The following is an 11,366-nucleotide window of genomic DNA, read 5'->3' as shown; positions in this document are numbered from 1 at the left end:
AACTAAAATTACAGAAATTAATTTATTTTGCACAAGGGGTAAGCCTTGCTTTATTAGAGAGACCTTTGTTTAATGAAGAAATTGAAGCGTGGAAACAGGAGGCTGTAGTTAGGGTATTGCAGAAAATATTTGATAATTTTAAATATGTAAACATGTTGTACAATTTCAGGACGAATAACTTTGCCTTTATTATCTCTTGTAAATGCAGGAGGAGTAATTTTGTCTATAGCCTCTTTAGTAAAAGTAAATGAATTGTTTTGCATATATACTACCTAAATAAATTACAGTTATTAAATTAAATTGTTAAACTAAATCTAATTGTTCTAAAATATTAGAAAAAAATATGGAAATGTAGGGAATTTACTACATTTATTTGGTGAAGCCGAGGGGATTCGAACCTCCGACCTAGCGATTAGGAATCGCTCGCTCTATCCTGCTGAGCTACGGCTTCTTTTTTACTGTTTTTGAAGATTAATCATTAGACAAGAGGTCTATTATAGCAAAATTTTCAACAGTTACAAGCGTGTGACACAAAATCAAAAGGATTGACATGTTTATTATTAAGCCAAATCTCAAAATGTAAATGTTCCCCAGTACTATTGCCACTATTCCCTTGAAGCCCAATCATTTGACCTTTTATAACCATATCTCCTTCTTTTACATGTATTTTTCTCAAGTGAGCATATTTAGTGATAAATTTATTTGAATGTTTTATTTCTATCAAATTTCCATAAGCACGTTCTCGCCTTACGGTAGTAATTATTCCATCAGCAGAGGCATAAATAGGAGATTTACTATAGCCTTTTAAGTCTGTCCCACAGTGGAATTTCTTTTGTTTTTTCCTAGGGTGTTTGCGTATGCCATAATGACTGGTAACCTTCACTTTATATTGTGGTAACATTATAGGAATAGTAGCAGTTAGCTTATCTAATTGTGCTAGCTCATTAATATTATGGGAACTATTTTTATTACTAGCTTTTTGAACAAATCGTAATTCTTCTTGGGATAAGAACTTATACTTACAATTTAATTTTAGTAGCAGGTTCTTAATCTTGGTTGACCTGATCATTGCTTGGTTATTAATATTCTCAGCACAGCTGGCTTTAAATTTTTGTAAAAAAACCTTATTATATTGGCTATTATTAATAATAAGACCAAAATCTTTTGCATAGATGCAGTTATTTTTACTTAGTGCTGCTAAATTATATTGTATAATTAAAGTGCCGTGATTTAGTTTATGATCTTTTCGTAATTGCTGAGTAGTAATAGTCAAAAGCGTCTTGTTGGTAGATGAGGAGCTACATCCTTGTAATAATAGTGTAGTTAACAACAATATACAAAATTTAAGCATTTATTGCCTTTTATACCAAAGAAAATAAACCGGTACACCGCTTAATATAAATGAGATAGCTGGTATTATGACCTTTAATGGTGTCTCACAAATAATCCATAGGCAAAAAGCAATTGATCCGAAAGCAATTAACCATTTATATAGTGAAGATTCTTCTAACTTTGCTAGCAGTAATTTTAAAAAAGCTACACTACAGGCTAGATATACAAATAAAAAAGAGATAACTGAAAAACTAATTATTGCGGTAACTTGTTCTGACAAATCTTCATTTGTTGTACTAATCAATAATAATAATATTCCAATGCAACTTACAAACAAACTCCAAATTGGAGCTCCATTTTTATTTTTCTTAGCAAAAAAAGATGGCATTAAACCGTCTTGTGCTAATCCTAAAGCAATTTGTCCGCTGATTAATACCCAAGCATTTAACGTTCCAATGCAAATAATTGAAGCAAGCAAAGAAATAAGTAGATGCCACTGACCGCTAAAAATTATTTGAGTAGCATCTACATAAGGGGCGTTAGAATGTATCAAATCTTCTCGTGGAATTAAACCAATTATTCCAATACTATTAATAAGGTATAAAATAGCCACACAGAGTGTACCCATTACTATTGCTCTTGGTATTGTTTTTGATGGGTTAATTACTGAACCAGCTTGAGCAGTTGCTGACTCTACACCAATAAATCCCCAAAATGTCAGTAACGTTACTTCACCAAGAATTTGAGAAAAAGTTAAATTAGTTATTCTCTTATCCATAACAAAATTATTACTATCAAACTGATATAATGCTACAACTGGTATTATTATTAATGGAATAAATTTTAACATTGCTAGTATAAATTCAGCACGCCCCGCTACTCCTATACCTTTAAAATTTAGTAACATAACAGCAAATAACAATAATATTTGCAGAATTAAGCATATAAAACTATTATGCACACCAATTAAAGGTGTTAAATATGTAACAGCTGAAATAACTACTACAGCTGTGCTAACCCATGAAATAATCCAATAAGTCCAGCCAGTGAAGAATGCTACATCATTGCCAAATGCCTGCTTTAAATACACATGAGGTCCACCTGTTTGTGGAAATCGTGCACAAAGTATACCAAATAAAAGTGCTATTATTATGGCACCACAGGAAGATACTATCCATCCAACTAAACTAAAAATACCAAATGGGGCTAAACCTGCTGGTAATATCAAAATAGCAGTGCCAAGTTGGCTACCAATAACTAAACCCAAAACTGACCAAAAACCAAGCTTTTGTGACATGTAATCTTGTGACATATAATCCTTAAGATGTAGTAATCATAAACTTTACATAAAAAAATAAAAACTTGAAAACTGATCTATCAATTTTCAAGTTTTTGCAAGCAATATATTACATTCGACAATTATATTGTTGTTTCTTACGATCGCATATAGCTTTGCCGGCGTAGATCATGAGTAGGTCATTCCTAGCTAAAAGCGGGAATCCAAAAAATAGCCTGCAAAGGCTATTAGATATTATAGATTTCCGCCATTGCTAAGAATGGCATACTAGTGATCCACGTTGACAAAGTCTACGCAAGGATGACATCATTTTTACCACATAAAGATACTGGTGACCCCTACGGGACTCGAACCCGTGTTTTCACCGTGAAAGGGTAACGTCCTAACCACTAGACGAAGGGGCCATAAACTCTTTGGTATAGCTAACCAAAGAAGGTTTTAGCCATAGCAATGGTGATAGCCTTAATGTCATTCCCACGGTAGGTAGCAGAATCTAAAAAAACAGTCTAAAAGACTATTAGATATTAGACTTGCTGCATAAGTCAATCTAGTTGGTGATTTTGTCGTCGAAACTCGCCTCCGCTCCTCACGTACGTCTGTGTACGCTGCGGTGCTCGGCTTCGTTTCTCCTAAAAATCCCTCAACTATCTTTGATTTATGCAGCAAGTCTATTACAGATCCCACTATCTGAGCAGGGATGACATACTTCTAACTAAGATATCAACATGCAACTAAAACATTCTTGGATTATCTAATATTTTCAGAATCAGAGCGTTCTAGTTTATACAATATCTATGAAATATTGCAAGTATGATTTTATCGTTTCTTCTTATTTTTTCCGTCGGTAGTTTTATTGAACCTACCAATATTTTTTACAAACTTTTGTAGTCCATTTAATTCTGTACCATAAGTTTTAGTATATTCTTTAATTAACATTATATCTTCTTTATGTGAGTCATTAAGTACTAAAACTTCTTCAATTATATCATTTTTATTAAAAGTAATTCTTACTATTCTTTGTTCAATCACTTTTGGTTTAAACCATGCTCTCCTAGCTAAAGAACGTTGAATATAATACCAAGTATTCGGTGTATAGTCAGGTATAATTGTTGGTGTGCCAATTAAATCTTTTACCTCGGACTTACTAAGCCTCCTCTCCTCAAGCGTAGGTAATAAATTATCATCCACATACTGCCCTCTTGATTCTATAGTTTGACAACTACATAATGTAAAGAATATTGATGAAACAAGAAAAGTCCGAATTATAAAAAATTTCATAAAATTTATGTTTGAAATACCTAGATTTTGCAATGGAAGTATAATATACTGCTTCATCGATTTGACAAACACTTTTTCACAAATTAAGTATAATTTTTAAGAGGCTATATGGCAGTTCCAAAGAAGAAAACATCAAAATCAAGACGTAATATGAGACGCTCTCATCTTGCACTTGGTAAGATTAATGTAGTAGTAGATTCTCAAACAGGAGAATATAAACTTCCTCATCATATATCTTTAGCTGATGGCACATATAATGGTCGTCAAGTTATTGTGAAGAAAGAAGAAAAAGATGAAGAAGTAGCATAAACCAGTATGGCTTGTAAAATTCTTGGGTGTGGTGCATATTTGCCGGAACGTATTGTTAACAATGCAGAATTATCGTTATCGGTTGATACCAACGATGAATGGATTCGCTCAAGGACGGGTATATTACAAAGGCACATTGCCGGGAACGATGAATATACGTCACATTTAGCTCTTAAAGCCAGTCAGAATGCTCTAGATGATGCTGGATTAAAGGCATCATCTATAGATTTAATAATTACCTGCAGCACCACTCCAGATAATAGTTTTCCTTCTATAGCTTCTAAGTTACAAGGTTATCTTGGGCTTAATAATGTACCTTCATTTGATCTCCAAGCGGTATGTTCGGGTTTTGTATATGGTTTACATGTTGCTGACTCTTTGATTGAATCTAGAAAATATAAAACAATATTACTGGTTGGTGCTGAAAAAATGTCGTCTCTACTAGATTGGAGCGATAGAACTACTTGCGTCTTATTCGGTGATGGTGCTGGTACTGTAATTCTGCAATATAGTGAGGATAGTTCTGGTATAATAGATAGTAATATTTACTCGGATGGTCGTTATTTTGATATTCTTTACACTGATGGTGGTGTAAGTACAGATGGCAAAAGCGGTAAAATAAAAATGAAAGGACGGGAAGTTTTTAGGCATGCAGTAGAAAAAATGAGCAAATCAGCTGAAGACATATTACATAATAATAATTTTACCATAGATGATGTTAATTATTTTATTCCACATCAGGCAAATATAAGGATTATAGATGCAGTTATAGAGCGACTAAAAATTAATCCAAGTAAAGTAGTAAAAACGGTTGCACAGCATGCTAATTGTTCTGCTGCTTCAATCCCTTTGGCTCTTGCTTCTCTTAAATCTTATGCTAATATCAAAAAAGGTGATATACTCCTTTTTACAGCTATCGGTGCTGGAATAACTTGGGGATCGGTTTTAATCAGATGGTAACAACTAAGACTATTACTAGAGAGAAAATTGCTCACATATTAAAATCTAAGCTAGGGCTATCAAGTATTATATGCGAGGAAATAGTCGAACAAATATTTAAGAATATTCAGCAAATGGCAAGCAATCAAAGATTGACGTTAGCAGGTTTTGGAAGCTTTTGTACTAGCACAAAAAAACCTAGGCCTGGCATAAATTTTCATACAAAAGAGATAGTGATAATTCCAAAAAAAGAGGTAATGCGTTTTATACCAGCTAAAAAGTTAAAATTATTAATTAATTCACCTTACGTATAGCATTTAAAAATTGCATAAAAGTACAAGACGTTATTAGAAGACCATGTGAGTGTAGTGGCAATCCACATTCATTAGACTTCTTTCGAAACTCTACTTCTGCTGGTGATTTGGACAATGATGCGGCACTCGAATCCGTAACGGAATTAGAGTACGCTGTGGTTCGAGGTGAAGCGTCTCCTTCACACCCTTGCGCACAAGCGAGTTTCGAAAGAGGTCTATTAGATTGCTTCGTCGCCACAAAGTGCCTTCTCGCAATGATGCCAAGCTATTTTTCCTATGACTTTTAAATTGCCAGCAACAGTAGAATTATGCAAGAGGTCTATTAAAAATGCAGAATAAGAAATATTACTCCATTAGTGAAGTAACAAAACTTCTAAATATTCACTCTCACCAGCTAAGATATCTAGAGCGGCTACTACCAAATCTAACTATACATAAGATACGTAACAGACGATATTATACAAGACAAGATATTGAATATTTGAAAACCTATATGACAACCAAGAATATACCAATAGAATCGCAGCCTATTATCTCAAAGCTATCCCATAATCAAATAAATAAAATTGATTGCCTGATCAAAAATTTTTATGACTTATCGTTGACTATCCAGCGAATTATTTCTAGATAAAAATTAATAATTCTTACATAGAATTGCACTTAAATAGAAACATTCTGTATGAATTGCCAAAGAAAAGCCTGAATACGATTAATAATCATATTACAAAAAAGCTGGCATAGAAAAACTCCACACCAGCTTTAGAAAACAGGGATTTATTTTTTCACTTCTTCTTTCTTCGGGTCTTTCTTGTTCATGTTGTTTTCATCCACGTTCACTTCGTCTTGCTGCGGATCTTTTTTCTCAGGAGTCGCTGCAGCAAAAGCAGAAATAGAGAAAGCTAAAGTTAGAAGAATAGTTAATAAATTTTTCATAATAAACCTCATTTTTTTGTATTGGTGATTCTAGCTTAAACTGTATAATATTCAAGTCAAAATAGGTAGAATTACCCTTTATTATAAAAATATATTATTAATGTAATAACTCTGTGTCATTTTGGTTAACATATTTATTCTAAACCTCAATTTCTGATTAATGAAATTAATCCAAAACTGGAATGAGAATGTAAACAATCAGGCTTAAATCGGGTTGACGCCTAGCGATAATAGATTAAAATGCATTCGTGTCAGCCGCTTCAAGAATGCATTTTTCTGAAGAACTTAAATTATTCTAGCCAGTTTTAACGAACTCTCTATTCATATTTTTACAAGTTTATTGACTGTTCTTTGCAAATTATTTTATAAATTTCACATTTCTCAAGCAGTTTAGCGTGAGTATCCCTTGCAATTAACCGTCCATGATCAATTACCAAAATTTCGTCAGCCTTCTCTATACTTGAAATACGATGAGCGATAGATAATATAGTTTTGTCTTTCATTATTTTTTGTAATCTATCTAGTAATTTTTGTTCACTCTCGCTATCTAAAGCACTCATTGCTTCATCTAGAAGTAAAATTTCTGGGTTATATAGAATTGCCCTACTAATAGCTATTCGTTGTTTCTGTCCTCCAGATAATTTAATGCCCTTCTCACCAATTTCGGTATCTAGTCCTTCTTGAAGATTTTGAACAAAATCCATTATTCCGGTATAATTAGCTGCTTTTATTATTTCTTCTTCACTAGCATTTGGTTTAGCAAAAACGATATTTGACCTAATCGTACCAGAGAAAATACTTGAATCCTGTGGGACATAGGCAATCATACGCCTTATCTGCTGGTCATTAGTCTCTGATATATCTTGCTTGGCAATTCTAATAATTCCTTTTTTAGGAAAATAAAATTTTAACATTAACTGCATCAGGGTACTTTTACCAGCACCTGATCTGCCAACTATACCAATAAATTTACCTCTATCTATTTTAAATGACAGATCATCTATAACTAAACTATCTAATCTTGATGGATATATAAAGCTTACATTTTCAAACTCTATAATCCTAGAAGTCTTATTATCTTGATAATCACATATTTGGATATTGGTGTGTTGATTATTTTTGGAAGAATAATCTATAAGAGCAAAAACCCTTTCTGAAGCTATAAGAGATGAATGTACCTCACTTAGAAGCTCAAAAATACCCCCGCTGCTCATACCGGCGATTATAGCGTAGTAAATAAATGATATCATCTGACCTGATGATAAATCGCCATGTACTATATCTCTGCTACCTACCCATATAACTATAGTGATAGAGAATAGTATAACTGAAATAGCTATCGCGAAAAATATAGAACGGATTTTTAAGCGATCTGCCGTATACTTTAAATAATCAGAAATTTTCCTATTGAAATCAGCTATTTTATTTGCCTGCTGATTAAAAGCTTGTATCGTGCAAATATTTGATACAGTTTCTTCTAAATTAGCTGCAATATTGGCTTGCGACTTGAGAGCATTTTTTGATAAATTTCTTACATATTTGCCAAATTTCATTAGTGGTAACAATAATAATGGTATAATGGTAATGACAATCACAGCGAGTTTAGGGCTCTGAAAGAACATCAATATAATTCCACCAATTAGCATTATTGAGTTACGAACAAAGAAAGAAAGAAAATTGATAATCAACTTGGAGATAAGTTCTATATCTATAGTCAGGCGGGAGATGATATCACCAATTTTTAGCTCTTCAAAACAAGCAATATCAAAATTAATTATATTACTGTAAGCTTCTTGCCTAATTGTACTCACAATTTTTTCAGCAATATTATTAATGAAATAAGAACGGAAAAAACTACCTATACTAAAAATTACTATTAAAATAGTAATATATAATATCGATTGATCAATTGACTGCAGATAATGTGTATTTAAACCATTATCAATTAACTGTCTAAAACTACTACCTATTGCTAGCAACGAAATTGACACACATAATAAGGCCAACATAACAATTGCTAGATCTAATTTATAGAGCTTTAAGTAACTAATAAATCTATAAGGAATTGTCTTATGTATTGTAAACATAATTATTAAATAGCTGGTGCCGGATGTCGGATTTGAACTGACGACCTACCGCTTACAAGGCGGTTGCTCTACCACTGAGCTAATCCGGCAAATAAGAAAAAGCTCTAAAGTCAAGCACCTATTAAGGTTGTTGTCATCTTCGCGAAAGCTGAAATCCAAAAAATAGCCTACAAAAGTTATTAGATATTATGGATTCCCGCCTACACGAAAATGACATCGATTTGGGTGTTTTAGATTCCTGCCGCAGCTCGAATGACATCCCCCTCACGGGGAACATATTTTTATCCACCTTAAGCTTTTTTTGACTCTTTCTTAGGAGGTTTTATTTTACGATTCTTAATTTTAACTTCCATTTTCTTTTTGATTGATGCCGGAAGTAATATACCGGCTTCCTCAATAAACCTAGCAACACGATCTGTAGGCTGAGCCCCCGTACTTAACCAATATTCTATACGATCAGATTTTAGAACCACACGATTTGCATCACCTCTGACAAGCATTGGGTCATAAGTACCTACTTTCTCCAGAAAATCACCATCCCTAGGAGCTGTTGCATTAGCTACAACTACTCTATAATGAGGACGCTTCTTTGCTCCACCTCTTGCCAAACGAATTTTTGTTGCCATATACCTCTATTTCACTATTTAATCTTTTCTTCTTTAAAAGGAACATGCTTCCTGACTACAGGATCATACTTCTTAAATGATAACTTCTCAGTTTGAGTTTTAGGGTTGCGTTTCTTTACCAAAAAATACCCTGTACCAGCTGTACTAACAAGTCTTACCAAAACATTCTTATTTTTTTTAGCCACAACTATCAGACCTTTTTGTATTATTTATAAAATAAACTGTTGGTCATAATAAAGTAAGCTGGAAAATAGTCAAGAGTAAAATAACGGTTGTTCAACTGTTTATCGTCCTTAATTTATCCCAAGACCGAGTTCAAGAAGCATAAAGCAATATACCAATCACCACCATTATCATTCCTACTAATCCAACTATTTGAGCAACAATGATTGTAATGTTATGGTGGATTATACCATAAATTAACCAACTCAAAGTAACAATAATTATCACAAGAAAACCATCAAGAGATAAATCATCTGCACTCTTAGTAGTAAAAATTTTATAGGCCTGAGTATAAAACAAATATTGTCCCATTGTACCAGCAAGTATCATATACCTATCAAAAAAAATAATTAGTTTATTTTTTGTTTTCTCTGTATATGCCATATATGCACCTATTTAACTATTAGAACCTAAATAACCTCAGTTTTGGATTAATAGACCTCTTTCGAAACTCGCTTGTGCTGAGGGATTTGAAGGAGACGCGGAACGCAGAACCGCAGCGTACTATAGTGTACGTGAGGATTCGAGTACCGCATCGACGTACAAATCACCAGCAGAAGTAGAGTTTCGAAAGAGGTCTATTAATCCAAAATTTAGGTCAAATATCTATATGCTGTTTCTCATAACTCTCATGTCGCTCTTGTGCTTCAATACACAAAGTTGCAACTGGTCTTGCCTCTAGACGTTTTAAGCCAATTGGCTCTCCAGTTTCTTCACAATAACCATATTCATTTTTTTCTATCCTTACCAAAGCTTCTTCGATTTTATCAAGAAGCTTACGATACCTATCTCTTGTCCTAAGTTCAATTGCTGTATCCGTTTCAATTGACGCACGATCATTTAAATCCGGCTCATTCCAATTTTCTTCCTTGAGATGGGTTAAGGTTTCTCGTGATTCCTCTAGTAAAGAACTTTTCCACTCAAGGAGTTTTTGTCTAAAATATTCTAACTGTTGAGGATTCATATATTCTTCATCATTGGAAGGTTTATACCCTTTTAGTAAAATAATTTTAGACATACAGGCTTCTCATATTCAAACATGGGATAATATAACCTATAATTAAAAAGCATGGCAAGAAGATTATAATACTTCCCCTTTAGATTTTGATATTGGGTGAGCATTATTATAAATATTTTCCAAATGTTTTAGACTAATTTTAGTATAACGCTGGGTAGTTGACAAGCTTTTATGCCCAAGTAATTCCTGAATAGACCTTAACTCTGCTCCATTCTCAAGCAAGTGCGTGGCAAAACTATGTCTAAAGGAATGAGCTGATAAATGTTCTGATAATCCATAGAAGCGACGTAATTTTATCAGTTCACGATTAAATACTGGAGCTTGTAATTTTTTACCCATTTTACCTCGAAATATCGGATCTTTTTCATCTATACTATAAGGTAATTTACTTAAATATTGTTCTATTAAATTTCTAGCAACTGGTGTCCATGGTATTATCCGTTCTTTTTTACCCTTCCCTGTTATTTTTATAAAATCTAAGTTTTGTAAATGAGATGTAGTCATAGATAATGCTTCGGATATTCTAAGCCCAGCAGCATAAATAAGCACTAAAAGGGCTTTATTTCTTAACTCCACCCATTCTAAATCAGCGAAATCATCAATATGTTCAATGGATAATTGAGCATCTGACTGCGACAAAGATTTCGGTAATATTTTAGCTTTCCTAGGGTTTTTGACGGAGAAAATTGCATGGCAAGTGATATTAACAGTCTTCTCTAGATATTTATAAAAATTCTTTATAGCAGACAAACTTCTAGAGTTAGAAGCTGTTAGGTAATTATCTTGTTGCCTTTTAGAAAGCCAGCTCCGTACTAATCTTATGTCAACTTGCCTTATAGAACTAATGGTTATGATTTCAGAATTATAGTGAGTCATAAAATTCAGAAAATGTTCTAAATCATTCTTATAAGAAATTATGGTATGTTCTGAACAATTTTTTTGTAATTTCAGATATTTTTGCCATTTATCTATTAGCTCTAATACTTCTTGTGTTTTTTTCTGAATCATTGA

Annotated in this window: 16 protein-coding genes and 3 tRNA genes; 5 read left to right on the top strand and 14 right to left on the bottom strand. The window is 33.1% G+C overall.

The window, feature by feature from the left end; translation table 11 throughout:
- The first annotated feature begins 65 nt into the window (after nucleotides 1–65).
- Nucleotides 66–251, top strand: coding sequence for a hypothetical protein (locus AAGD36_RS05505; protein WP_341755249.1), 186 nt, complete (start codon nucleotides 66–68; stop codon nucleotides 249–251).
- Nucleotides 252–374: 123 nt separating this feature from the next.
- On the opposite strand, the gene AAGD36_RS05500 is transcribed toward AAGD36_RS05505, so the two are convergent.
- From AAGD36_RS05500 to AAGD36_RS05475, 6 genes are all read right to left on the bottom strand, one after another.
- Nucleotides 375–451: transfer RNA gene (locus AAGD36_RS05500), tRNA-Arg, on the bottom strand.
- A gap of 57 nt (nucleotides 452–508) precedes the next feature.
- On the bottom strand, nucleotides 509–1,351 hold the full coding sequence (locus tag AAGD36_RS05495) for a M23 family metallopeptidase (RefSeq protein ID WP_341755248.1): 843 nt from the start codon (nucleotides 1,349–1,351) through the stop codon (nucleotides 509–511).
- Nucleotides 1,352–2,629: an APC family permease gene (locus AAGD36_RS05490; RefSeq protein ID WP_341748489.1), complete on the bottom strand. Its 1,278-nt coding sequence runs from the start codon at nucleotides 2,627–2,629 to the stop codon at nucleotides 1,352–1,354. It lies immediately after the preceding gene.
- Nucleotides 2,630–2,958: 329 nt separating this feature from the next.
- Nucleotides 2,959–3,033 (bottom strand) — tRNA-Glu (locus AAGD36_RS05485).
- 64 nt (nucleotides 3,034–3,097) lie between these two features.
- Nucleotides 3,098–3,295: a hypothetical protein gene (locus AAGD36_RS05480; RefSeq protein WP_341755247.1), complete on the bottom strand. Its 198-nt coding sequence runs from the start codon at nucleotides 3,293–3,295 to the stop codon at nucleotides 3,098–3,100.
- Between the two features lie 150 nt (nucleotides 3,296–3,445).
- A complete protein-coding gene (locus AAGD36_RS05475; RefSeq protein WP_341747623.1) occupies nucleotides 3,446–3,907 on the bottom strand; it encodes an outer membrane protein assembly factor BamE in 462 nt (153 codons plus the stop codon).
- Nucleotides 3,908–4,015: 108 nt separating this feature from the next.
- Between AAGD36_RS05475 and rpmF the strand changes: the two genes are divergently transcribed.
- From rpmF to AAGD36_RS05455, 4 genes are all read left to right on the top strand, one after another.
- Entirely contained in the window at nucleotides 4,016–4,216 is a 201-nt protein-coding gene (gene rpmF, locus AAGD36_RS05470) for a 50S ribosomal protein L32 (protein ID WP_341751317.1), read from the top strand.
- A gap of 6 nt (nucleotides 4,217–4,222) precedes the next feature.
- Nucleotides 4,223–5,176, top strand: a complete 954-nt coding sequence (locus tag AAGD36_RS05465; RefSeq protein ID WP_341751316.1) for a beta-ketoacyl-ACP synthase III — start codon at nucleotides 4,223–4,225, stop codon at nucleotides 5,174–5,176.
- Nucleotides 5,170–5,469: an HU family DNA-binding protein gene (locus tag AAGD36_RS05460; RefSeq protein ID WP_341751315.1), complete on the top strand. Its 300-nt coding sequence runs from the start codon at nucleotides 5,170–5,172 to the stop codon at nucleotides 5,467–5,469. The genes AAGD36_RS05465 and AAGD36_RS05460 overlap by 7 nt, the downstream gene beginning before the upstream one ends.
- Before the next feature lie 328 nt (nucleotides 5,470–5,797).
- The gene (locus AAGD36_RS05455) at nucleotides 5,798–6,100 is read left to right on the top strand and encodes a MerR family transcriptional regulator (protein WP_341751314.1); all 303 of its coding nucleotides are present in this window, start codon (nucleotides 5,798–5,800) and stop codon (nucleotides 6,098–6,100) included.
- A gap of 143 nt (nucleotides 6,101–6,243) precedes the next feature.
- Here the strand turns inward: AAGD36_RS05455 and AAGD36_RS05450 are convergent, their stop codons facing one another.
- From AAGD36_RS05450 to AAGD36_RS05410, 8 genes are all read right to left on the bottom strand, one after another.
- Complete coding sequence (locus tag AAGD36_RS05450; protein ID WP_341747619.1) at nucleotides 6,244–6,402, bottom strand: hypothetical protein; 159 nt, start codon at nucleotides 6,400–6,402, stop codon at nucleotides 6,244–6,246.
- Nucleotides 6,403–6,731: 329 nt separating this feature from the next.
- Nucleotides 6,732–8,480: an ABC transporter ATP-binding protein gene (locus AAGD36_RS05445; protein WP_410521253.1), complete on the bottom strand. Its 1,749-nt coding sequence runs from the start codon at nucleotides 8,478–8,480 to the stop codon at nucleotides 6,732–6,734.
- A gap of 23 nt (nucleotides 8,481–8,503) precedes the next feature.
- Nucleotides 8,504–8,578 (bottom strand) — tRNA-Thr (locus AAGD36_RS05440).
- A 201-nt stretch (nucleotides 8,579–8,779) separates the two neighbouring features.
- Nucleotides 8,780–9,115 carry a 30S ribosomal protein S16 gene (gene rpsP, locus AAGD36_RS05435; protein WP_341747616.1) on the bottom strand — a complete coding sequence of 112 codons (336 nt, stop codon included), beginning with the start codon at nucleotides 9,113–9,115 and terminating at the stop codon, nucleotides 8,780–8,782.
- A gap of 14 nt (nucleotides 9,116–9,129) precedes the next feature.
- Nucleotides 9,130–9,300, bottom strand: coding sequence for a 50S ribosomal protein L33 (gene rpmG, locus AAGD36_RS05430; protein WP_341747615.1), 171 nt, complete (start codon nucleotides 9,298–9,300; stop codon nucleotides 9,130–9,132).
- 130 nt (nucleotides 9,301–9,430) lie between these two features.
- On the bottom strand, nucleotides 9,431–9,721 hold the full coding sequence (locus AAGD36_RS05425) for a SemiSWEET family sugar transporter (protein ID WP_341755245.1): 291 nt from the start codon (nucleotides 9,719–9,721) through the stop codon (nucleotides 9,431–9,433).
- 214 nt (nucleotides 9,722–9,935) lie between these two features.
- Nucleotides 9,936–10,355 (bottom strand): RNA polymerase-binding protein DksA, encoded by a 420-nt coding sequence (gene dksA, locus AAGD36_RS05415; RefSeq protein WP_341747613.1) that lies wholly within the window; start codon nucleotides 10,353–10,355, stop codon nucleotides 9,936–9,938.
- Nucleotides 10,356–10,418: 63 nt separating this feature from the next.
- Nucleotides 10,419–11,363 (bottom strand): tyrosine recombinase XerC, encoded by a 945-nt coding sequence (locus tag AAGD36_RS05410; RefSeq protein ID WP_341755244.1) that lies wholly within the window; start codon nucleotides 11,361–11,363, stop codon nucleotides 10,419–10,421.
- Nucleotides 11,364–11,366: the final 3 nt, after the last annotated feature.

Origin of the sequence: Candidatus Tisiphia endosymbiont of Ptychoptera albimana (genome assembly GCF_964026605.1) — a bacterium.
In the GTDB taxonomy this organism is placed as follows: Bacteria; Pseudomonadota; Alphaproteobacteria; order Rickettsiales; family Rickettsiaceae; genus Tisiphia.
Note: the sequence above shows the minus strand (reverse complement) of the source record. Positions and strands in the feature narration are given on the sequence as shown.

Bases quoted from the DNA above. Each gene is read 5' to 3' on its own strand.
- rpmF (WP_341751317.1), top strand. From the start codon at position 4,016: ATGGCAGTTCCAAAGAAGAAAACATCAAAATCAAGACGTAATATGAGA.
- AAGD36_RS05450 (WP_341747619.1), bottom strand. From the start codon at position 6,402: ATGAAAAATTTATTAACTATTCTTCTAACTTTAGCTTTCTCTATTTCT.
- rpsP (WP_341747616.1), bottom strand. From the start codon at position 9,115: ATGGCAACAAAAATTCGTTTGGCAAGAGGTGGAGCAAAGAAGCGTCCT.
- AAGD36_RS05495 (WP_341755248.1), bottom strand. From the start codon at position 1,351: ATGCTTAAATTTTGTATATTGTTGTTAACTACACTATTATTACAAGGA.
- AAGD36_RS05455 (WP_341751314.1), top strand. From the start codon at position 5,798: ATGCAGAATAAGAAATATTACTCCATTAGTGAAGTAACAAAACTTCTA.
- AAGD36_RS05410 (WP_341755244.1), bottom strand. From the start codon at position 11,363: ATGATTCAGAAAAAAACACAAGAAGTATTAGAGCTAATAGATAAATGG.
- AAGD36_RS05460 (WP_341751315.1), top strand. From the start codon at position 5,170: ATGGTAACAACTAAGACTATTACTAGAGAGAAAATTGCTCACATATTA.
- AAGD36_RS05490 (WP_341748489.1), bottom strand. From the start codon at position 2,629: ATGTCACAAAAGCTTGGTTTTTGGTCAGTTTTGGGTTTAGTTATTGGT.
- AAGD36_RS05425 (WP_341755245.1), bottom strand. From the start codon at position 9,721: ATGGCATATACAGAGAAAACAAAAAATAAACTAATTATTTTTTTTGAT.
- AAGD36_RS05465 (WP_341751316.1), top strand. From the start codon at position 4,223: ATGGCTTGTAAAATTCTTGGGTGTGGTGCATATTTGCCGGAACGTATT.
- AAGD36_RS05475 (WP_341747623.1), bottom strand. From the start codon at position 3,907: ATGAAATTTTTTATAATTCGGACTTTTCTTGTTTCATCAATATTCTTT.
- dksA (WP_341747613.1), bottom strand. From the start codon at position 10,355: ATGTCTAAAATTATTTTACTAAAAGGGTATAAACCTTCCAATGATGAA.